The 21,729-nt window shown below is 63.4% G+C and carries 22 protein-coding genes; 7 read left to right on the forward strand and 15 right to left on the reverse strand.

What is annotated here, in order from left to right; genetic code table 11:
* Positions 1-3: 3 nt before the first annotated feature.
* From tsaE to J2Y48_RS06015, 8 genes are all read right to left on the reverse strand, one after another.
* Entirely contained in the window at positions 4-1,503 is a 1,500-nt protein-coding gene (gene tsaE / locus J2Y48_RS05980) for a tRNA (adenosine(37)-N6)-threonylcarbamoyltransferase complex ATPase subunit type 1 TsaE (protein ID WP_310414187.1), read from the reverse strand.
* Between the two features lie 4 nt (positions 1,504-1,507).
* Complete coding sequence (locus J2Y48_RS05985; RefSeq protein WP_310414190.1) at positions 1,508-4,012, reverse strand: ATP-binding protein; 2,505 nt, start codon at positions 4,010-4,012, stop codon at positions 1,508-1,510.
* A 346-nt stretch (positions 4,013-4,358) separates the two neighbouring features.
* On the reverse strand, positions 4,359-5,759 hold the full coding sequence (gene ahcY / locus J2Y48_RS05990; protein WP_310414193.1) for an adenosylhomocysteinase: 1,401 nt from the start codon (positions 5,757-5,759) through the stop codon (positions 4,359-4,361).
* 173 nt (positions 5,760-5,932) lie between these two features.
* Positions 5,933-6,205 (reverse strand): HPr family phosphocarrier protein, encoded by a 273-nt coding sequence (locus J2Y48_RS05995; RefSeq protein WP_310414195.1) that lies wholly within the window; start codon positions 6,203-6,205, stop codon positions 5,933-5,935.
* A 32-nt stretch (positions 6,206-6,237) separates the two neighbouring features.
* Positions 6,238-6,639: a PTS sugar transporter subunit IIA gene (locus J2Y48_RS06000; protein WP_310414198.1), complete on the reverse strand. Its 402-nt coding sequence runs from the start codon at positions 6,637-6,639 to the stop codon at positions 6,238-6,240.
* Positions 6,640-6,789: 150 nt separating this feature from the next.
* A complete protein-coding gene (locus J2Y48_RS06005; protein WP_310414201.1) occupies positions 6,790-7,245 on the reverse strand; it encodes an HPr kinase/phosphorylase in 456 nt (151 codons plus the stop codon).
* Positions 7,242-9,011 (reverse strand): sensor histidine kinase, encoded by a 1,770-nt coding sequence (locus J2Y48_RS06010; protein ID WP_310414338.1) that lies wholly within the window; start codon positions 9,009-9,011, stop codon positions 7,242-7,244. The genes J2Y48_RS06005 and J2Y48_RS06010 overlap by 4 nt, the downstream gene beginning before the upstream one ends.
* 160 nt (positions 9,012-9,171) lie before the next feature.
* A complete protein-coding gene (locus J2Y48_RS06015) occupies positions 9,172-9,897 on the reverse strand; it encodes a response regulator transcription factor (RefSeq protein WP_310414341.1) in 726 nt (241 codons plus the stop codon).
* A gap of 326 nt (positions 9,898-10,223) precedes the next feature.
* On the opposite strand from J2Y48_RS06015, the gene J2Y48_RS06020 reads away from it, so the two are divergent.
* The 3 genes from J2Y48_RS06020 (at position 10,224) to J2Y48_RS06030 (ending at position 13,126) form a co-directional block, all read left to right on the forward strand.
* The gene (locus tag J2Y48_RS06020; protein ID WP_310414204.1) at positions 10,224-11,834 is read left to right on the forward strand and encodes a phosphoenolpyruvate carboxykinase; all 1,611 of its coding nucleotides are present in this window, start codon (positions 10,224-10,226) and stop codon (positions 11,832-11,834) included.
* A gap of 155 nt (positions 11,835-11,989) precedes the next feature.
* Complete coding sequence (gene arfB / locus J2Y48_RS06025; protein ID WP_310414208.1) at positions 11,990-12,424, forward strand: alternative ribosome rescue aminoacyl-tRNA hydrolase ArfB; 435 nt, start codon at positions 11,990-11,992, stop codon at positions 12,422-12,424.
* Between the two features lie 63 nt (positions 12,425-12,487).
* A complete protein-coding gene (locus tag J2Y48_RS06030) occupies positions 12,488-13,126 on the forward strand; it encodes an alpha-ketoglutarate-dependent dioxygenase AlkB (RefSeq protein WP_310414212.1) in 639 nt (212 codons plus the stop codon).
* Positions 13,127-13,252: 126 nt separating this feature from the next.
* Here J2Y48_RS06030 and coaA read toward each other — a convergent pair whose 3' ends face one another.
* From coaA to hisB, 7 genes are all read right to left on the reverse strand, one after another.
* A complete protein-coding gene (coaA, locus tag J2Y48_RS06035; protein WP_310414215.1) occupies positions 13,253-14,251 on the reverse strand; it encodes a type I pantothenate kinase in 999 nt (332 codons plus the stop codon).
* A complete protein-coding gene (locus J2Y48_RS06040) occupies positions 14,248-14,568 on the reverse strand; it encodes a phosphoribosyl-ATP diphosphatase (RefSeq protein WP_310414218.1) in 321 nt (106 codons plus the stop codon). Before J2Y48_RS06040 ends, coaA begins: the two co-directional genes overlap by 4 nt.
* A gap of 21 nt (positions 14,569-14,589) precedes the next feature.
* Positions 14,590-15,366 (reverse strand): imidazole glycerol phosphate synthase subunit HisF, encoded by a 777-nt coding sequence (gene hisF / locus J2Y48_RS06045; protein WP_310414220.1) that lies wholly within the window; start codon positions 15,364-15,366, stop codon positions 14,590-14,592.
* 106 nt (positions 15,367-15,472) lie between these two features.
* Positions 15,473-16,216 carry a 1-(5-phosphoribosyl)-5-[(5-phosphoribosylamino)methylideneamino]imidazole-4-carboxamide isomerase gene (gene hisA / locus J2Y48_RS06050; protein WP_310414223.1) on the reverse strand — a complete coding sequence of 248 codons (744 nt, stop codon included), beginning with the start codon at positions 16,214-16,216 and terminating at the stop codon, positions 15,473-15,475.
* A gap of 28 nt (positions 16,217-16,244) precedes the next feature.
* On the reverse strand, positions 16,245-16,895 hold the full coding sequence (hisH, locus tag J2Y48_RS06055; protein WP_310414226.1) for an imidazole glycerol phosphate synthase subunit HisH: 651 nt from the start codon (positions 16,893-16,895) through the stop codon (positions 16,245-16,247).
* A gap of 2 nt (positions 16,896-16,897) precedes the next feature.
* Complete coding sequence (locus tag J2Y48_RS06060; protein WP_310414229.1) at positions 16,898-17,374, reverse strand: DUF2628 domain-containing protein; 477 nt, start codon at positions 17,372-17,374, stop codon at positions 16,898-16,900.
* Between the two features lie 25 nt (positions 17,375-17,399).
* A complete protein-coding gene (gene hisB / locus J2Y48_RS06065) occupies positions 17,400-17,993 on the reverse strand; it encodes an imidazoleglycerol-phosphate dehydratase HisB (protein ID WP_310414232.1) in 594 nt (197 codons plus the stop codon).
* 204 nt (positions 17,994-18,197) lie between these two features.
* Here hisB and hslV point away from each other — a divergent pair, with 204 nt between their 5' ends.
* From hslV to J2Y48_RS06085, 4 genes are all read left to right on the forward strand, one after another.
* Positions 18,198-18,758 carry an ATP-dependent protease subunit HslV gene (gene hslV / locus J2Y48_RS06070; RefSeq protein ID WP_310414235.1) on the forward strand — a complete coding sequence of 187 codons (561 nt, stop codon included), beginning with the start codon at positions 18,198-18,200 and terminating at the stop codon, positions 18,756-18,758.
* Positions 18,745-19,260, forward strand: coding sequence for a GNAT family N-acetyltransferase (locus J2Y48_RS06075; protein ID WP_310414238.1), 516 nt, complete (start codon positions 18,745-18,747; stop codon positions 19,258-19,260). The genes hslV and J2Y48_RS06075 overlap by 14 nt, the downstream gene beginning before the upstream one ends.
* Entirely contained in the window at positions 19,253-20,560 is a 1,308-nt protein-coding gene (gene hslU, locus J2Y48_RS06080) for an ATP-dependent protease ATPase subunit HslU (protein ID WP_310414241.1), read from the forward strand. Before J2Y48_RS06075 ends, hslU begins: the two co-directional genes overlap by 8 nt.
* A 190-nt stretch (positions 20,561-20,750) precedes the next feature.
* Positions 20,751-21,698 (forward strand): DUF1402 family protein, encoded by a 948-nt coding sequence (locus tag J2Y48_RS06085; RefSeq protein WP_310414244.1) that lies wholly within the window; start codon positions 20,751-20,753, stop codon positions 21,696-21,698.
* Positions 21,699-21,729 lie beyond the last annotated feature (31 nt).

Consider the following 21,729-nt stretch of genomic DNA (forward strand, 5'->3'; position numbering starts at 1 on the left):
TCCTTATGATTCGTCGGACAGGATTCCAGCCTTTCTGCACCAGTCGCGCAAGGGGGAGAGGCATGGATGACCGAGCGCAACACGCAGGTTTTCCAGGGTTCGTGGCATATGTCTCATATAGGCCGGCTTGCTGTCGCGCTGCATGAGCCGGACCCAGATGCCGACGAGCTTGCAGTTGCGTTGCGCGGCCATGATGTGCCAGGCCTTGAGAAAGGCGTCGCGATCGAAGTTTTCCGACCGCGCCCTGAGGTCCAGATACCGCTCCAGCATCTGTTGCGCAAGCTCGACGGGGACATCGACGCGCGCGTCCTGTACCAGCGAGGCGACGTCATAGGCTGCGGGCCCGATCATCGCATCCTGGAAGTCGATGATGCCGACGCGGTCGACACCCTGCGCCTGCGGCCGCCAGATGATGTTGGGCGAATGGAAGTCGCGCAACAGCAGGTTCTTTTCAGCCGATGCCAACCGGCTGGCCAGGCTGGTCCAGATTGCCCTGTATTCCGCCCGCAGGGTATCGCTGGCGGGGCTTCCGGTCCGCCAGGGCAGGTACCAGTCGGTCAGAAGGCTGACCTCGATCTGGATCGCGTCGTGGTCGAAGTCGGGGATGCGGAAGTTCGCTCCATCGCCGATCGGGATCGTTTTGCTAACCGGCTGCGAATGCAGTTCGGCGAGCACTGCCACGCTTTCCAGATAGCGCTCGGCGATCGGCCGGCCTTCAGGATCGAGGACGCCCTCGCTCCCGAGGTCCTCGAGCAGGAGAATGCCGCGGTCCAGGTCGTGGTGGAAGACCGCAGGCGCGGCAAAGCCACGGCTGCCGAGATAGGCTGCGATCGCCACGAAGGGGCGCACGTCTTCGGCGATGTGGGCGATCTGCTGATAGTATTTGCCGTTCTCGAGGATCGGGCCCGGCGGGTGGCGCGGCGAATCCATCAGGACAAAGCGCTGGCCACCCACGTAGACGTGCTCGTAGGCCCGGACGGATGCATCGCCCGTCAGGTGCCGCCGGCGTGCGTCCGGGTAACCGGCGCCAGCGAGGAAGGCGCGGATGTCGAGCGTTCGCCTGACGCGCGCGGCGATGGCGTCCGGGGCCTCGATCTCGACGCGCCGGCCGGTTCCTTCGTGCAGGAACCGCAGGGCGAGCCGCTCGGCCGGCAGGGCGTCTTCCGCGCGCTCCGGCCATTCCACGAGACAGATGCCATCCTCCAGCGCCTCCTCCAGCCCGAGCTCGTCCAGTTCCGCTGTCTCGGCGATGCGGTAGAGGTCGAAATGCGCGATCGGAAGACGGAGCGTATAGCTCTGCACCAACGTAAACGTCGGGCTCGGCACTTCCAGGAACTCGTCGTCGGCAACGGCGCGGATCAGCGCGCGGGCAAAGGTCGACTTACCGGCGCCGAGATCGCCGGAAAGAGCAACCAGATCGCCCGGGCGCAGCGCACGGGCGATGTCCTCGCCGAAGCGGATGGTTTCCGCTTCGTCCGAAAGATGGATCGTGCCGACGAGCATGGTCCTATTCCGCTGCCACGATCGTCGGCAGTTGGGCGGCCGGGATGCGGCAGGTGACGCGGGTGCCTTCTCCCTCGCGGCTATCGATCGTCACGGTGCCGTGGTGCAGGCTGACGAAGCTCTCGACGATGGAGAGGCCGAGACCGGCGCCACCGCGGCGGCCATGACTTTCGAACCGGCTGAACACGGTGCGCAGCACGTCCTGCGGAATACCGGGACCATTGTCGGAGACGGTGAAGGCCAGATCCTCGCCCTCACGCCAGCATTTCAGTTCAATTTTCGTCCCGTCCGCGGCAAAGTTCGCAGCGTTCGCCAGGAGCTTGATGAGGATCTGCTTCAATCGCTGGTGATCGGCCACGATCGTGCCCAGCGCGTCCGATGCGACGACATCCAGCGTCACGTGGCTTTCCTGCAGTCGGTCGGCAAACACCGCCGCGACCTCGTCGAGCAGGCCCGCCAGGCTGATCTCGGAAAGGTCGAGTTGCATGATCCCGGCGTCGACCGTCGCCAGATCGAGGATGTCGTTGACGATCGTCAGCAGAACTGCGGACGAGGTGGCGATGTGATCGACATATTCGGCCTGGCGCTCGCTCAGCGTCCCCATCGACGGCGTTTTGAGCAGGTCGGCGAACCCGATAATGTTCGTCAGCGGCGAGCGCAGCTCGTAGGAGACGTGTTGGACAAAATCGTTCTTCAAGGCGTCCGCCTTGCGCAGTGCCTCGTTCTTCTCCGTCAGGGCGCGCTCCACGCGCACGCTGTCGGTGATGTTGACGAACGTCAGCATCGTCTGGGCGTTGGAGAGCGGAGTGACGGCAAAGTCCAGCACCAGACCGGTGGAGAGCTCGAGCACGCCGCGGTCCGAGGGGCGCTCGTCGTCGAAGCTGGTGATGAGCTGACCGAACCGCTTCCAGCCGTCGGCGCCGTCATAGGACGGTGCGCATGCCAGTTCGATGTCGCGAATATGCGTTCCCGGTTGTGCCTGTTGCTCGGTGATACCCCAGATCGCCCGGAAGGCGGGGTTGGAAAGGCGAAGACGCCCGTCCGGCCCGAAAACCGCCACGCCCTCGGAGAGATGATCGATCGTCTCGTCCTGGACCTGCACAAGCGTGTTGTAGCGCGTTTCGAGATCGACCTTCTCCGTCAGGTTCTCGAAAACCCAGGTTGCCCCACCTTGCGGGCGGGCGGTCGCGAAGACCCGCAGTGTCTGGCCGTTCGGCAGGTGCCAGAGGTCGGTCTGCGTGTCGATGGCCCGATAGACGGACAGGGCGTTTTCCTTCCACTGCCGCCAGTTCAGTTGCTCGGGCAGCTTTGCTGCGGCGCGAAGGCGATCCAGCATCTCACCGTGGTCGGGATGGCTCTCGAGAAAAGCCATATCGAGGTCCCAGAGCCGCTGGAACGCCTGGTTGTAAAACTGCAGCCGCTGGGCGCCGTCGAAAATCGCCACGGGCGTTGCCAGATGGTCGAGCGTCTCGGCATGGCTCTGCAGCGTACGTTTCAGCTCTTCGCGTACGGCCTCGGTCTCCGACACGTCGAGCGCGATGCCCGCCGAGCCAGCGGGGCAAAGGGCATCCACGACGTCGAAGAATCCGCGCGTGCCGCGAACGACGGTGGAAACTCTATCGCGAAAGGGTGTGTCGACGGTGCTGCTTGCTCGGATTTTTTCCCGGGCGACGGCCGGCAGAAGTTCGCGGCCTTCGCGTACGGCCTCCTCGGCATCGCGGGCCTCCACCGCCTCGCCATAGGCCGCGTTCGCCCAGACGAGTGTTCCTTCCTTCGAGCGCTGCCAGACCGGCAGATCGAGCGAGTCCAGCAGGTTCTGGAAGACGGTCAGGGATTGCTCCAGCCGGTCGCGTTCGAGCTCCAACTCGGCGGCCTCGCGGCGCAGATTGTTGAGCGCGACGAAGCGCACAAAGGCCTGACCGCCGGAAACGCGGCCCTGGACCTCGATAATCTCGTCCCGGCTGGTCTCGACGATCAGGTCGAAGCTCTGTGCATGCGACCGCAGCGCTTCGATTGCCCGCTCCGCCTCCGCTGCCGAACCTGGCTTGAGCCAGCGCCCCAATGCAAGAAACTCGCCGTCGGCGGTGGGGGCCCCGGTTTCTGGCGGCAGCTGGCCGAGCAGTTCCGGCTTCTGCGAAAAACCGTCCCAAATGATGATGCGGCGATTCTTGTCGCTGATCAGCGCCTGCAATCGAGCGTTACGGTGCTTGGTGTCGGACACCGTCGAACGAAGCGCCCGGTTCTCGTCTTCCAGCCTGCTACGCTGGCGGATCATCCAAATGGCGGAAAACAGCGCCGCCGACACGACGCCCAGCAGCACGGAAAAGGTCACCACCTCGGAGGAGCCAAGGAGGCGGGCACTGGCTTCGTTGGCTGCCAATGCGCCGGTCGGACCGCTTGCGGTCGCAAGTGCCGATCCAGCCAAGAGATGCCGCAGCCGGCGGGCATGACGTGGCGCGCTCGAAAGCGAGCCGATGCATGCCGCCGCAAATTGTCTGGCGCGATCCATGGCCGCTTGCTCAGTCGTCCGGCAACCGCCCCGTTTCAAATCCCACCTCATCCCCGGTATGTCTCCGTCCATTTGCCGCCTGATCGACAAGACATCCCAGACCCGACGCCCACGCACGACCTCACCCGTTGAAAGGCGGAGGTTTGTAGCGGAGACGCGATTCTGGAGCGACCCTTGTACGTCCCTGATGGACGTGCGGCGCTCCAGCTCCGCATCTCGGCGTCGAATCAACGACATAACCATACTTCCTTAGCGAATCTGCGGGAAGCGGCGCGGGGCAAAAAAAGAAACCGCCGCCCTGTCAAGGCGGCGGCTAACTACATGTTGTGGATAAGTCGGGTAAGGATCAGTACCGGTAGTGTTCGGCCTTGAAGGGACCCTGCGGGGCGACGCCGATATAGGAGGCCTGTTCCTCGGAGAGGTCGGTCAGCCTTGCGCCGAGCTTGGCGAGATGCAGGCGGGCGACCTTCTCGTCGAGGTGCTTCGGCAGGATGTAGACCTCGTTCTGGTACTTGCCGGTGTTGGCGTAGAGTTCGATCTGGGCGAGCACCTGGTTCGAGAACGAGGCAGACATGACGAACGACGGATGACCGGTGGCATTGCCGAGGTTCAGGAGACGGCCTTCGGACAGCAGGATCATGCGGTTGCCCTTCGGGAACTCGATCATGTCGACCTGCGGCTTGATGTTCGTCCACTTCAGATTGCGCAAACCGGCGACCTGGATCTCGTTGTCGAAGTGGCCGATGTTGCCGACGATCGCCATGTCCTTCATCTCGCGCATGTGATCGACGCGGATGACATCCTTGTTGCCGGTGGTGGTGATGAAGATGTCGGCCGTGGCAACGACGTCCTCGAGTTGGACGACCTCGAAGCCGTCCATGGCCGCCTGCAGGGCGCAGATCGGGTCGATCTCGGTGACCTTGACGCGGGCGCCAGCGCCGCGCAGCGAAGCCGCCGAGCCCTTGCCGACGTCGCCGTAGCCGCAGACCACGGCGACCTTGCCAGCCATCATCACGTCGGTGCCGCGGCGGATGCCGTCGACCAGCGATTCCTTGCAGCCGTACTTGTTGTCGAACTTCGACTTGGTGACCGAGTCGTTGACGTTGATCGCCGGGAAGGGCAGCAGGCCCTTCTGCTGGAGCTGATAAAGACGGTTGACGCCGGTCGTGGTTTCCTCGGTGACGCCCTTGATCGCATCACGCTGCTTGGTGAACCAGCCAGGGGAGGGCTTCAGCCGCTTCTTGATCTGGGCGAAAAGGATTTCTTCCTCTTCCGATCCCGGATTGGAAAGCACGTCCTCGCCGGCCTCGGCGCGAGCGCCAAGCAGGATGTACATGGTGGCGTCGCCGCCGTCGTCAAGGATCATGTTGGAGAGGCCGCCATCGGCCCACTGGAAGATCTGGTCCGTGTAGTTCCAGTATTCCTCCAGCGTCTCGCCCTTGACCGCAAACACCGGTATGCCGGCCGCCGCGATCGCCGCGGCAGCGTGATCCTGGGTGGAGAAGATGTTGCACGAGGCCCAGCGGACTTCGGCGCCAAGCGCAACCAAGGTCTCGATCAGCACGGCCGTCTGGATGGTCATGTGCAGCGAACCGGTGATGCGCGCGCCCGTCAGCGGCTTGGCGGTGCCGAACTCTTCCCGGCAGGCCATCAGGCCCGGCATTTCCGTCTCCGCGATCGCGATTTCCTTGCGGCCGAAGTCGGCGAGGCCGATGTCGGCAACGTGATAGTCCTTGGTGTTGCTCATGCGTTTCTCCAGACTGAATTGGTCGTGTCTCGGCGCCGCGTTCGCGCCGATCGTAGCGGCAGCCGGCATCACTCGATGCGGCCGCACCTCTCGGTGGGCGCATGCTTATCAGGAAATATCAGGGCGGGCAACCAAGACATAAAGAAGTCTTTATGTCTTTATGTTCGTCGGTATCAGATTTCCTCGCCGAAGCGATTTGCGACGAGCGCCTCCAGGGCGGCGAGAACTTCCGACGCTTGAACTCCGATTGCGGTGACATGCACCGAGCAGCCGGGGCTGGCCGCCAACATCATCAGCCCCATGATCGACGTTCCGCCCACGGTCATGCCGTCCTTGGACACGGTCACCTCCGCATCGAAGCCGTCGACGGTTTGCACGAACTTGGCCGAGGCGCGCGCGTGCAGACCACGCTTGTTAACGATCAGGAGGTCTTTGGAGTGGGACATGGTCGAGCCGTGCATGGGTTGAGCGCATCCATCTACTTGCCGCTGAGAACACGGCTGGCGACGTTGATATATTTGCGGCCCGCTTCCGATGCCTCGACAAGCGAGCGCTCCATGTCGTCGTCATTGCGCACGCCCGCCAGCTTAATCAGCATCGGCAGGTTGACGCCGGCGATGACCTCGATGGTGCCGCTGCTCATGACCGAAATGGCGAGGTTTGAGGGGGTGCCGCCGAACATGTCGGTCAGAATGATGACGCCGTGGCCGCGATCGGCGCGCCGGGCCGCCTCCACCACGTCCTGCCGTCGCTGATCCATATCGTCCTCAGGGCCGATGCAAACGGTTTCGATCGCCTCTTGCGGCCCCACGACGTGCTCAAGTGCGTGACGGAACTCTTCCGCCAGCTTGCCGTGGGTGACAAGCACCAGTCCGATCATATGCACCGCTCCAATTGCCCAAATAAGCCGGCATCCGGCCATATCGCACTGCAAAATGGACGTCCACCGTTGGGGAGGCCATCTTGTCGATGAAAAGGCCGAGTGCAAGCTAAAAATGCCCGATAGCGGCCATTCGCCCCGGTATCCGGGTTAGTTCCGGCCCAGAAACGGCAGGATGAGCGTCAATCGATCGAAAAAATCAAAGCCGTCGCCAACCGGCAGGCGCGTGACCGGTAGCCGGTGGTCCGGCAGGATTTCGCAAACCTCCGTCTCCGGCGCGATCCGCTCGGCGAAGGGGGAACGGACGGGTTGGATGATCCGCGTCAGGATGGCGCAGGGCACGGTCTCCACCGTAACGATGCCGGCGCCGCGCACCTCGGCGAGGCCCGCGATCGTTGCCGGCGCGCGCGCAACGATGGCGCCGCCGGCTGCGCTGGCCAGGACCTGGTCGTCGGCGACGAGCGCCGAAAAGAGTCCCCGTTCGCGTGCACGGCCGACGCAATGAAGCGCGGCCGCACTCTTGCCGGAGCCGGAAGGCCCCATGAAAATCAGCCCGGTGGTGCCGATGACGATCGCGGTGCCATGCACGTTGACGCCGTGGCTCATTTGGGGCGTCCCGCCGGCAGCGAGAGGATGAACCGCGCGCCCTTGATCTCGCCGGTGTCACGATCGATGATGTTCTCGGCCTTCAACGTGCCGCCATGCGCCTCGGCGATCTGCCGCGAGATCGACAGGCCGAGGCCGGAATTCTGGCCGAATCCCTCGCTCGCCGGGCGATCGGTGTAGAAGCGCTCGAAGATGCGGTCGATGTCTTCGACCTGGATGCCGGGGCCGTTGTCCTCGACCTTGACGATCCGTCGACCATTGCGGCTGTTCGACAGCCGCACGACGATCCGGCCGCCCTGCTCCGGCACAAAGGACCGGGCGTTCTCGATCAGGTTCGTGATGATCTGGCCGATGCGAAGCTCGTAGCCGCTGATGCTGAAGCGCGCCTTCGGATTGTCGCTGCGGTCAACGACAAAATCCAGGATGACCGGCTTCTTGTTGCTGCGGACCTGACGCGAGATGTCGACCAGGTCGCCGAGGACTTTCTCCAGGTCCACCGTCTTGGCATCGCTCCTGGCCAACTCGGCATCGAGGCGCGAGGCATCCGAAATGTCGCTTATGAGCCGGTCGAGGCGGCGCACGTCATGCTGGATGACATCCATCAGGCGCTTCTTCGAGTCGTCCGTGCGCGCCAGCGGCAGCGTTTCGACGGCACTGCGCAACGACGTCAGCGGGTTCTTCAGTTCGTGGCTGACGTCGGCAGCGAAGCTTTCGATCGCGTCGATGCGGTCGTAGAGCGCCGTCGTCATTTCGCGCAAGGCGATCGAAAGGTTGCCGATCTCGTCCTGACGGGCGGAGAAGTCGGGTATCTCTTCGCGCTCTTTCGCCCCGCCGCGCCGCACCCGGATTGCCGCAGCCGACAGGCGGCGCAGCGGATTGGCGATCGTGCTCGACAGGAGCAATGACAAAAAGACGTTGCCGAGCGCGGCTACGCCGAAGACGCGCATGATGGCGAGCCGTTCGGCATGGACGATCTTGTCGATGTCGCCGGCTTGTGTGGAAAGCAGCAGAACTCCGAGCACGGCCCGGAAGCGCTGCACCGGAACCGCCACCGAAACGATGAGCTCACCCTTGTCGGTGACGCGCACGACGGCACCGCGCACGCCCGTCAGAGCGTTCATCACCTCCGGATAGATGGAACCGTCGCCGCCCGGCGCTTCCTTATACTGCGGCAGGTTGCTCGGCTGCAGCATGCGGTTGAGCCAGACGAGGAACCGATCCAGCGCCGACAGTTCCTCGACCTCAACGGGCGGAAGGTCGAAGCGCAGAACCTGGCCCTGCGTGTAGAGGTGCTTGGAGTCGAGCAGCATGTTGGCGTCGGTGTCATAGATGCGCGCACGCACCCGGGTCGGCGAAATCAGGCGCCTGAGCACCGGAGCGACGCGCTCCGGGTTGATCGGGAATTCGAGATCGTCGTCGTTTGGCAGCGGCGTGATGCTCTGGCCGGCCTGCAGTTCCAGCAGTTTCTCTGGATCGATGGTGATGGAGTTGGTGTCGACGGAAGCCGAGGCCGAAATCGCGCCGGCGATGATCTCGCCTTGGGTCAGCAGGCTTTCGACGCGGGCGTCGATCAGGCCCTCGCGGAACTGGTTGAGATAGAGGATGCCGGCGACCAGTACGACCAGCGCCACCAGATTGAAGAACAGGATGCGGCGCGTCAGGCTGGAGAAGACGGCGTTGCCGAAGATGCGCCGGATCAGCTTGAAGGGATAGGTCCAGTACCAACGTGCAGTTCGGCCGGCCGGGCGTCCTTCCTGATCGTCCAGTTCCCTGTCCAGTGCGTTCTGTGGCAAAGCGGTCAAATGTCTCGAACGGCTCGCTCGCCGCCTCCGTTCTGGCCGAAATGCCACCGTCGTCCCTTATGATGCAAGTAAAATCGCATCAATTCGCTGGCGGAGAGGCGTTCCGGTCGTCCGAGACCGTGATTCAGGCCGATTCGCGGAACCGGTAGCCGACGCCGTAAAGTGTTTCGATCATGTCGAAATCGGCATCCACCATCTTGAACTTCTTGCGCAGCCGCTTGATGTGGCTGTCGATCGTGCGGTCGTCCACGTAGACCTGCTCGTCATAGGCCGCATCCATCAGGGAATCGCGGCTCTTGACCACGCCAGGACGTTGCGCCAGCGCGTGCAGGATCAGGAACTCGGTCACGGTCAGGGTAACGGGCTCGCCCTTCCAGGTGCAGGTGTGCCGCTCCTGGTCCATCGCAAGCTGGCCGCGCTCGAGGGAGCGCGCCTGGACGTCGCCCGTCTTCACGGTCGTGGCCGCTCCAGCGGCTGCCGCCTCGCGGCTGGAGGCGCGGCGGAGGACCGCCTTGACGCGCTCGACGAGCAGGCGCTGCGAGAACGGCTTGGTGATGAAATCGTCCGCACCCATCTTCAGGCCGAAAAGCTCGTCGATCTCCTCGTCCTTGGAGGTCAGGAAGATCACCGGAAGATCCGATTTCTGCCGCAGTCGGCGCAGAAGCTCCATGCCGTCCATGCGCGGCATCTTGATGTCGAAGATCGCAAGCTGCGGCGGCCGGGCGAGAAGGCCGTCGAGGGCGGACGCGCCGTCCGTATAGGTCTCGACACGGTAGCCTTCGGCCTCGAGCGCGATCGACACCGACGTCAGAATGTTCCTGTCGTCGTCCACCAGTGCGATCGTCTGCATCCTGCTTGTCTCCATGCTCATGTGCGCCTCGCTGTGTTCCTTGGACGTGGTTACCGCCGGCCGATTGGTGCGCTTTCTTTGAGTATAAAGGTGGAACAAATTGTGGCAAAGCCAAAGGTGCGGCCTTCAGCGCGCTATTCGCCATCGCCCAAATTGGCCGATTAAATCGATTTTCAAACCGATTTAAAAAGATGCACAAAATGTTAAATCGATTAATATACTGATATCATTGACATATTTTGAGTGTCCCCTTGTCATTTATCTGCGCAGAGATTAGTTTCCAAAGAAATTCACTCTCTCCCTACAGCGCGAAGGAAAACTGGGCCATGACGGAACTGGGCATTCGCAACCCATCACACGGCCTCGAAGCGATTGGCTTCAAGGACACTGGAACGGTCCGCTATAACCTGACGGAAACCGATCTCTATGACGAGGCACTCGGTCGCGGAGAAGCCGTCAAGACGGCGCACGGCGCGCTGCGTGCGCTGACCGGCCAGCATACCGGCCGCTCGCCGAAGGATAAGTTCGTCGTCCGTGACGACAATACCACCGATCAGATCTGGTGGGACAACAACAAGGAACTGTCGCCGGCGCATTTCGAGGCGCTGCGCCAGGACATGCTGGCGCATGCAGCCGGCAAGGATCTCTTCGTCCAGGACCTGATCGGCGGAGCGGATGCGGAAAACGCGCTTCCGACCCGCGTGGTGACGGAGCTCGCCTGGCACTCGCTGTTTATTCGCAACCTCCTGATCCGTCCGGCGCGTGAAAAGCTCGAAGGCTTCCTGCCGAAGCTGACGATCATCGACCTTCCGACCTTCAAGGCCGACCCGATCCGGCACGGCGCTCGCACCGAGACGATGATCGCCTGCGACCTGACCAACGGTCTCATCCTGATCGCCGGCACCTACTATGCCGGTGAAATGAAGAAATCCGTCTTCACCGCGCTGAACTACATCCTGCCGGCCAAGAACGTCATGCCGATGCACTGCTCGGCCAATGTCGGCCCGGATGGGGACGCTGCGGTTTTCTTCGGCCTGTCGGGCACCGGCAAGACGACGCTTTCGGCCGATCCGAAGCGCACGCTGATCGGTGACGACGAGCACGGCTGGGGCGAAAACGGCATCTTCAACTTCGAAGGCGGCTGCTACGCCAAGACGATCCGCCTGTCTGCCGAGGCCGAGCCGGAGATCTATGCCACGACCCAGCGTTTCGGCACGGTCCTTGAGAACGTCGTCCTCGATGCCAACGGCGTGCCGGACTTCAACGACGGTTCGCTGACGGAAAACACCCGCTGCGCCTACCCGCTGCACTTCATCCCGAATGCAAGCGAAACGGGCGTTGCCGGGCATCCGAAGACGATCATCATGCTGACGGCCGATGCCTTCGGCGTCATGCCGCCGATCGCCCGTCTGACCCCCGACCAGGCGATGTACCACTTCCTTTCCGGCTATACCGCCAAGGTCGCCGGCACCGAGCGTGGCGTCACCGAACCGGAAGCGACCTTCTCCACCTGCTTCGGCGCGCCCTTCATGCCACGCCATCCGGCGGAGTACGGCAACCTGCTGAAGAAACTGATCGCCGAGCACGGCGCCACCTGCTGGCTGGTCAACACCGGCTGGACCGGCGGTGCCTACGGCGAGGGCAAGCGCATGCCGATCAAGGCGACGCGCGCGCTGCTGACGGCCGCGCTCGACGGTTCGCTGAACGGCGCACTGTTCCGTCGCGACGACAACTTCGGCTTCGACGTCCCGGTCTCGGTGCCCGGCGTCGACACCAAGATCCTCGACCCGCGCTCGACCTGGGCCGACGGTGCCGCCTACGACAAGCAGGCGCGCAAGCTGGTGGACATGTTCATCGCCAACTTTGGAAAGTTCGAGAGCCATGTCGACGGAGGTGTCCGCGACGCGGCGCCGGGGTTTCGTGCCGCAGCCGAATAGTCGCCCCGAAAGTACAGTGTGATTCACGTGAAACCCGGCTCCGGCCGGGTTTTTCGTGTCCTGGCCGCAGCAATGGTAGCGCGTGGGTCCGAAAACGGATTTCGTCCGGGCGTCTCCTGGGCTATGCAGGGCACTCATCGTTCAGGAATAGCATCATGGCCAGCGATCCGCTCCCCATCAGAGGCTCCATCGTCATTGCCGGCTGGGAATTGACCGAGCAGTTCGTCCTGGCCGGTGGTCCCGGCGGTCAGAACGTCAACAAGGTCTCGACGGCAGTACAGCTTTTCTTCGATTTGAGGAACTCGCCCTCCTTGAACGATCGCATCAAGGCCAATGCAACGAAGATCGCGGGCCGCCGCCTGTCCAAGGACGGGGTGTTGATGATCGAGGCCAATCGATTCCGCAGCCAGGAGCGCAATCGCGAGGACGCCCGCGAGCGACTGAAGGAGCTGCTGCTTGAAGCCGCTGAACCGCCGCCGCCGCCGCGCAAGAAGACGCGGCCGTCGAAAGGGGCGGTCGAACGGCGCTTGAAGGCGAAGGCCGGCCGCTCCGACGTGAAGCGGATGCGAGGCAAGCCGACGGCGGAATGATGACCCACCTGTCGAATGGTCGTGTCGGTGCCTGCCGGGCTTTCGGTGAGGCCGGCGGAAACCATGAAGAAGCGAGGCGTTGCAATGGCCGGCCATGATCTACCGGAAGGGTTCAGGTATCTGCCGGGCTATCTCGATCGGCCGGTGCAGGAGGCGCTGGTCGAGGAAATCCGCGCGGTCGTTGCCGCAGCGCCGCTCTATGTCCCGCAGATGCCGAAGACCGGCAAGCCGATGTCGGTCCGCATGACCAATTGCGGGTCGCTCGGCTGGGTGACCGACCGCGAGGGCGGATACCGCTATCAGGAGATGCACCCGGTCACGGGCCAGCCGTGGCCGCTGATCCCGGCGGGATTACTGCGAATTTGGGAAGAGGTTTCCGGCTATCCGGCGCCGCCGCAGGCCTGCCTCGTCAATTTCTATGACGGAGAGGCGCGAATGGGGCTGCACCAGGACCGCGACGAGAGGACATTCGCGGCGCCGGTCGTCTCGGTCTCCCTCGGCGACCAATGTCTCTTCCGGATTGGTGGAACGGCGCGCAGCGCTCCGACACGCTCCTTCCGGCTCTCCAGCGGCGATCTCGTCGTGCTCGCCGGAGAAAGCCGGCTAAGCTTTCACGGCGTCGACCGGGTCTTCCCCGGAACATCGACATTGCTGAGGAATGGCGGCCGGATCAATCTGACCCTGCGCCGCGTCGACCCCTAGAGCATGTCTCCCGAAAGTGGAAACCGGTTTCGGGACAAAGACATGCGAAGGAACAAGAACTTAAAGCGTGGCATAGCGAATCTGAAAGATCGCGACGCGCTTTTAAGCCGTGACGCCAGCACGGGCTTAGATCTTTCTGAGCGCGACCGTCTCGACCAGGTGGTTCTCGCCCTTCTGAAGGATGAGATCCGCCCGGGGGCGGGTCGGCAGAATGTTCTGGCGCAGGTTCTTCAGGTTGATGTTTCTCCAGAGCCCCTCGGCGATCGAGAGCGCGTCCTCCTCGCTGACCGCGGCGTAGCGGTTGAAGTAGGACTCGGGACTCTTGAAGGCGGTTTCCCGCAGCCGCATGAAGCGTTCGACGTACCATTTGTGAATCAGGTCTTCGTCGGCATCGATGTAGATCGAGAAGTCGAAGAAGTCCGACACCATCGGCACGATCTTGCCATCGGCGGGCAGGCTGCGCGACTGCAGCACGTTGATCCCCTCGAAGATCAGGATGTCCGGCCGGTCGATGACCTGGGAAACGTCGGGCTGGACGTCATAGGTGAGGTGCGAATAGGTCGGCGCCCTGACGTTGGCTTGTCCAGCCTTGATGGCGGAGAGGAACCGCAGCAGCGCGCCAGTGTCGTAGCTCTCCGGAAAACCCTTGCGCTCCATCAGCTTCTCGCGCGTCAGCACTGCGTTCGGATAGAGGAAGCCGTCCGTGGTGACGAGATCGACCTTCGGGCTCGATGGCCAGCGCGACAGCAGTTCGGCGAGAATGCGGGCCGTGGTCGACTTGCCGACGGCGACCGATCCCGCAATCCCGATGACGAACGGCGTCTTCGCCTCGTCTGAAAGGCTGAGGAAGTGCTTGCGCTGCTCGAACAGCAGTTGCGAGGATTCGACGTGTGCCGAGAGAAGCCGCGAGACCGACAGGTAGATGCGCCGCACCTCGTCGAGATCGACGGGGTCGTTCAGGGAGCGCAGCCGCCTGACCTCGTCGGCGGTCAGCGTCAGCGGCGTGTCCGCCCGGAACTGCGCCCATTCCTCGGTGGAGAAGAAGCGATAGGGGGAGTAGCGGGTATGCCCGTAATTGTCGGGGATGTCCGCCTGGATCTGGTCGCGAAGGGACGATGCCGTCATTGCGTTCGGCCCGCCTTCTCAGCGATGCCGGACTGTCCGGTCCGCCGCCCCAGTTCGTCCATGACGTCGACGAGCGCGACGCCGCCGATCCGGAGCACGACCATCAGGTGATAGAGGAGATCGGCGCTCTCGCTTATGAGTGCGGGCCGATCTCCCTCGATTGCGGCGATCACGGTTTCGACCGCCTCCTCGCCGAGCTTCTTGGCCGCTTTCGGTTGGCCGGCCGCGATCAGCTTGGCGGTCCAGGATTGGTCTGGTGAGGCTCCGGAGCGTTCAGCAACGATCCGCTCCAAGTCGGCAAGGGTGAAATCACTCATCGAGGGGGCCTGCCTTTCCGCTCAGTCGAGCCGCATGGCGATGCCATGATCGGCCATGTAGCGCTTGGCCTCGCCGACCGTGTAGGTGCCAAAGTGGAAGATCGACGCGGCCAGCACGGCGGTCGCATGGCCGTCGCGGATGCCCTCGACGAGGTGATCCAGAGTGCCGACCCCACCGGAGGCGATCACGGGTACCGACACCCGATCGGCGATCGTGCGCGTCAGCGCGATGTCGTAGCCGCTTTTCTGGCCGTCGCGGTCCATCGAGGTGAGCAGCAGTTCGCCTGCGCCCCGTTCCACCATCTTTTCGGCGAAGGTAACCGCGTCGATGCCGGTTGCCTGCCGCCCGCCGTGCGTGAAGATCTCCCAGCGGTCTTCCTCGCCGTCCTTCGAGACCTTCTTGGAATCGATCGACACGACGATGCACTGGTTGCCGAACTTGTCGGCGGCCTCGGCGACGAAATCCGGGTTTTTCACCGCAGCCGAGTTGATGGAAACCTTGTCGGCGCCGGCAAGCAAAAGCTTGCGGATGTCTGACAGGCTGCGCACGCCGCCGCCGACCGTCAGCGGCATGAAGCAGTGGTCGGCCGTGCGGGCAACGACGTCGAAGATCGTGTCGCGATTGTCGGAGGAGGCGGTGATGTCGAGAAAGCAGAGCTCGTCGGCGCCCGCTGCGTCATAGGCCTTGGCCGATTCCACCGGATCGCCGGCGTCGACCAGATTGACGAAGCTGACGCCCTTGACGACGCGGCCGTCCTTCACGTCCAAGCAGGGGATGACACGGGCCTTGAGGGTCAAAGGACGGCCTCCTTCTTTCGTATTTGCGCGTCCTCGCCGCCAAGCGGCTGCGGGCGGCGCGGCATGTCCTTCACGTCCAGGCAGGGGATTACGCGGGGCTTGAGGGTCATGCGGTCTGTCCTTTCGCGGCGCGGATCAGCGCAAGCGCCTCCTTCGGATCGATCCGTCCATCATAGAGCGCACGGCCGGAGATCGCACCTTCAAGTTTTGCGGCATCCGGCTCCAGCATTCGGCGGATATCGTCGATCGAGGCCAGTCCGCCGGAAGCAATGACGGGGATGGAGACGGCATCGGCAAGCTCCAGCGTCGAGGCCCAGTTGATGCCGGTCAGAATGCCGTCGCGGTCGATGTCGGTGTAGATGATGGCGGCGACGCCGGCGCCCTCGAACTTTTTCGCAAGCTCGATCACGCCGAGCTCGGAGGCTTCCGCCCATCCTTCGACAGCGACCTTGCCGCCCTTGGCGTCGATGCCGACGGCGACCTTGCCCGGGAATTTTTTGCAGGCCTCGATGACGAGCGCCGGGTCGCGAACGGCGACGGTGCCGAGGATGACGCGGGCGAGCCCGCGCGACAGCCAGCTCTCGATGTGATCAAGCGTGCGGATGCCGCCGCCGAGCTGCACCGGATTTTTCGTTGCCTTCAGGATCGCATCCACGGCTGCTCCGTTGACGCTCTCGCCGGCAAACGCACCGTTAAGGTCGACCACGTGCAGCCATTCGAAACCCTGCTCCTCGAAGGCGATTGCCTGGGCGGCCGGGTCGGGATTGTAGACCGTGGCCTGGTCCATGTCGCCGAGCTTCAGGCGGACGCACTGGCCGTCCTTGAGGTCGATGGCGGGAAAGAGGATCATTCTTGTCGTCCGTTCAGTGGCGTGGAAATCAGGGCTTCCAGCGCAGGAAATTGGTGATCAGGGCAAGGCCGAGCGTCTGGCTCTTCTCCGGATGGAACTGCGCACCCGCCTTGTTGTCGCGAGCGACGAAGGCCGTCAGCGGTCCGCCGTAGTTCGTCGTCGCGATCACGTCGTCGGGGTTTTCGGCGGCGAGGTGATAGGAATGGACGAAATAGGCGTGCAAGCCGCCTTCGCCCGTGCGGATGCCGGCAAAGAGCGGGTGTTCGCGCTGCAGTTCCAGCGTGTTCCAGCCGATCTGCGGAACCTTCAGGTCCGGATCATCCGGCTCGATGAGGACGACGTCGCCGCGGATCCAGCCAAGCCCCTGCGTCACGGTCTTTTCGAGGCCGCGCGAGGACATCAGCTGCATGCCGACGCAGATACCGAGGAACGGCCGGCCGCCCAGTTCGACGCTCTCGCGCAGCGCCTCGACCATGCCGGGTACGGAGTCGAGGCCACGCCGGCAGTCGGCATAGGCGCCGACGCCAGGCAAAATTACTCTGTCAGCGGAGACGACCCGTTCGGGCCGGTCGGTAAGCTCGATCTCGGCGTCGATGCCGGCCTCGCGCGCGGCGCGTTCGAAGGCCTTGGTGGCAGAACGGAGATTGCCCGAACCGTAGTCGATGATTGCCACGCGCATGCTCATTCTCCGTCATAGCCGAGGAGGCCGAGCGCGGGAGGACGGGCGGCCTTGGTGGATGTATCAGAAGCGGGCAACGAAGCGGTCGCGGCGGTTGAGGGGGGCCGCTGCGGCGCATGCTCGCTGTAGTAGATGTGTTCCGCCGTTTCCAGATCGTGGGCCACCACGACCGAACGCAATGTCCAGTCGCGTGCTTCGCGGGCCTTTGCCAGGGCCAGCGGACCTTCGAGCGCTGTCAGTAGCGAGACGGCGATGGCCAGCGTCCAGCCGGCCACGCCAAGTTCGGGCGACGCGATAAGGATCATCGCCGCAAACTGTAGCACCAGCGCGATCGCGCCCCAGAACCACAGCCGATGGACAAGCAGCCACAGCGCCGGAAAGAAGAACGCGGTCCAGCGGAAGCCGTCGCGGATGAAGGTGGCATTTTCAGCCGCAGCCGGTTCGCCGGGCGGGGTCAGGATCAGGAATGACGCGGTCAACTCGGTTGTCCTGCCGGTCTGCCGGTCAGGCCAGCGACCCCTTTGTCGAGGGGATGCGGCCTTGCTGGCGGGGATCGATTTCGGTTGCCGTGCGAAGCACCCGGGCGACGGATTTGAAGCAGGTCTCGGCGATGTGATGGTTGTTGGCGCCGTAGATGTTCTGGATATGCAGCGTAATCCCGGCGTTCTGCGCCAGCGCCTGGAAGAACTCGCGCACTAGTTCCGTGTCGAAGGTGCCGATTTTCGGGGCCGAGAAGGCGACGTTCCAGACGAGGAACGGCCGGCCGGATACGTCCACCGCCGCACGCGTCATCGTCTCGTCCATGGCTAGGTCGAGCGAGGCGTAGCGGGTGATTCCGCGCCGGTCGCCAAGCGCCTTGGCGATGGCCTGGCCGATCGCAATTCCCGTGTCTTCCACCGTGTGGTGGTCGTCGATATGGAGATCACCCTTGGTCTCGATCTCCATGTCGATGAGCGAATGCCGCGCGAGCTGGTCCAGCATATGGTCGAAGAAGCCCACGCCCGTCGAGATCTTCGACGCCCCGGTGCCGTCGATATTGACGGTTACGGAAACGGCCGTTTCGTTCGTCTTGCGGGAAATGCTGGCTTTGCGGCTCATTGGACTTGCGCACCCTGAGTGGTCGAAGAAGTCTTCGCCGTCCCCATAACAGGGCGAGGCGCAAAAGACCAGTATTCCCGACAGCCCCGATCGCCCGCCGATTGCATTTGCCGTTTCGCCCCCTACATAGGACACGAGGAAGGCCGGCCCATCATGGGCGGCACGAACCCGGCTTCGGCGGGTTCGAGAGTTTCGGGTGTATCCATGAGTGAACACGATCCCTATGGAACCATGCATGCCACAACCATCATCACCGTCCGCAAGGACGGCAAGGTGGTGATGGCCGGCGACGGCCAGGTGAGCCTTGGCCAGACGGTGATGAAGGGCAACGCGCGCAAAGTGCGCCGGCTGGGCAAGGGCGACGTGATCGCCGGTTTCGCCGGCGCCACGGCTGACGCCTTCACGCTGCTCGAGCGGCTCGAGGAGAAGCTGGAGCAATATCCCGACCAGTTGATGCGGGCGGCCGTCGAGCTTGCCAAGGACTGGCGCACCAACAAGTACCTGCGCAACCTGGAGGCGATGATGCTTGTCGCGGACAAGACGATCACGCTGGCGATCACCGGCAATGGTGACGTACTGGAGCCCGAGCATGGCACGCTGGCGATCGGCTCCGGCGGAAACTATGCCTATGCCGCGGCGCGTGCGCTGATGGACACGGACAAGTCGGCGGAAGAAATCGCCCGCCGCGCCATGCAGATTGCCGGCGACATCTGCGTCTACACGAACCACAATATCGTGGTCGAGACGCTGGATGCCGAACGCTGACTTGCTTGGCTTTCGGCCATTGACGGAGGCGGATCTTCCCCTCCTGCGGCACTGGCTCGCCGAGCCGCATGTGCGGCGCTGGTGGGGCGAGCCGGAGGCTGAAGCCGCCGAGATTCGTGGCCATTTTGATGATCCGCTCGTGAAGCCCTATCTGGTTCTGCTCGATGATGAGCCGATAGGCTACATGCAGAGCTACGTGGTCGACGGGCCTGGGCATCCTTACGGAGATCAGCCGGCCGGCACCGTCGGTATCGATCAGTTCATCGGCGTGCCGACGCTCATCGGCCAGGGCATCGGCCCAAGAATGATAGAAGCCTTCATTGCAGGGCTTTTCAAGCAGGGGGTGCAGCGGGTGATCATTGACCCGCACCCCGACAACAGACCGGCGATCCGGGCCTATGAGAAGGCGGGGTTCCGTGTTTTTGATCAACGACAGACAGAGGACGGTCCGGCGCTGATGATGGCCCGGGACCGTGCCCAAGAGCGAGAGCGAGATGAGTAACTTTTCCCCCCGCGAAATCGTCTCCGAACTGGACCGCTACATCATCGGCCAGAAGGACGCCAAGCGCGCCGTGGCGATCGCGCTACGCAACCGCTGGCGGCGCCATCAGCTCGACGCCGACCTGCGCGATGAGGTCATGCCGAAAAACATTCTGATGATCGGTCCGACGGGTGTCGGCAAGACGGAGATCTCGCGGCGCCTTGCCAAGCTCGCGGGCGCCCCCTTCGTCAAGGTCGAGGCGACCAAGTTCACCGAGGTCGGCTATGTGGGCCGCGACGTCGAGCAGATCGTGCGTGACCTCGTCGAGGTCGGCATCGGCCTGGTGCGCGAGAAGAAGCGGGCCGAGGTGGTCGCCAAGGCGCACATGAACGCCGAGGAACGGGTGCTCGATGCGCTGGTCGGCGCGACGGCATCGCCCGCTACGCGCGATTCGTTCCGCAAGAAGCTGCGCAACAACGAGCTGGACGACAAGGAGCTTGAGATCGACGTCGCCGACACCGGCTCGGGCATGCCCGGTTTCGAGATCCCGGGCATGCCCGGCGCCAATGTCGGTGTCCTGAATCTGTCGGAAATGTTCGGCAAGGCACTCGGCGGTCGCACCAAGAAGGTGAAGACGACCGTCAAGGACTCCTACAAGCTTTTGATCGCTGATGAATCGGACAAGCTGATCGACAACGAGCAGATCCAGCGCGAGGCCGTGCAGTCGGTCGAGAACGACGGCATCGTCTTCCTTGACGAGATCGACAAGATCGCTGCGCGGGAGGGCGGCATCGGCGCCGGCGTCTCGCGCGAGGGTGTGCAGCGCGACCTGCTGCCGCTCGTCGAGGGCACGACGGTTGCGACCAAGTACGGGCCGGTGAAGACCGACCACATCCTCTTCATCGCCTCCGGAGCGTTCCACGTTTCCAAGCCGTCCGACCTCCTTCCGGAACTGCAGGGCCGCCTGCCGATCCGCGTCGAGCTGCGGGCGCTGACGAAGGAAGACTTCCGCCGCATCCTGACGGAAACCGAGGCAAGCCTGATCCGCCAGTACAAGGCGCTGATGGAGACGGAGCAGGTGACGCTCGACTTTACCGAGGATGCGATCGATGCGCTCGCCGATGTCGCCGTGCAACTGAACTCCAACGTCGAGAACATCGGCGCGCGCCGACTGCAGACGGTGATGGAGCGGGTGCTTGACGAAATCTCGTTCGAGGCTCCGGACAAGGCGGGCAACAGCATCGTGATCGACGCCGAATACGTGCGCAAGCACGTCGGCACGCTGGCCTCCAATACGGACCTGTCGCGCTACATCCTGTAAGTGATCGAAGCGGGTACCCGCGCCCATAACGCGAATTTTATCGCTGCAGCCTCGACACGCGCCGCGCTTCACCTTAGAAACGCGGCGCGTTTTTTATAGGAATCCGGCATCTTTCCGACATGATTTCACGGCATGGGAGCCGCGGGATTTGAGCTGGCGGCCACCAATCCGACATCGGAGACATCTGAGCGTGCGACATCTGCTGACTATGTTCGTCATGGCCACCGTCATGCTGGCCAGCGAGGCAAACATCGCCCGCGCGATGGAGATCGTTCCGCCGGGCAATCGCCATGCGGAGCAGCCTGCCATTCCCGGTGCCTCGGTTCGACGGACCAAGGCGGGCAAGACGAGCTTCGACGCCAAGTACGAGAAGGTGCGCGACCTGCTGGCGACCGACCGGGAGTTGACCGGCAAGATCAAGTCGGTCGCCGCGCAGTATGGCATCGCGCCGATTCATATGGTCGGTGCCATCGTCGGCGAGCACACCTACAACGTCGATGCCTATGACCGGCTGCAGAGCTATTACATCAAGGCCGCCTCCTATGCCGGCGACAGTTTCCGCTTTGCCCATAATGGCCAACGGGTCGATGAATTCGTGAGCCGGCCGGAATTTTCCGTCTGCGAAGGCAAGAAGGGGTCATATGCACTCTGGTCCTGCCGGGAATCGGTCTGGAACCGGGAATTCAAGGGCAGGGCCGTGGGTGGCGTCTCCTATCCGAACAACCGTTTCAGCGCCGTCTTCTTCCAGCCGTTCTATGCCGGACAGACCTTCGGCCTCGGCCAGATCAATCCGCTGACGGCGCTGATGCTGACCGATGCGGTCGCCCGTGTCTCGGGTTACGACCGGTTGGACGAGAAGGATGCGGCGGGCGTTTATCAGGCGATCATGGATCCGGACATCTCGCTGGCGTACATGGCCGCGTCGCTGCGTCATTCGATCGACGCCTACAAGCAGATCGCCGGTGTTGATATCTCCGGCAATCCGGGCATTACGGCAACCCTCTACAACGTCGGCAATTCCGATGCACGGGCCGCCGATTTTGTCCGTCGCCGTGCGGAAGGTGCAGTCTGGCCGGAGGAAAACTATTACGGCTGGCTCGTGAACGACAAGCTGGCGGAACTGCAGGGCCTGCTCTAAACTTCGTCGCCTGTCGCTGAATGCGGTGGTG

Source organism: Mycoplana sp. BE70, from assembly GCF_031455855.1.
Lineage (GTDB): Bacteria > Pseudomonadota > Alphaproteobacteria > Rhizobiales > Rhizobiaceae > Mycoplana.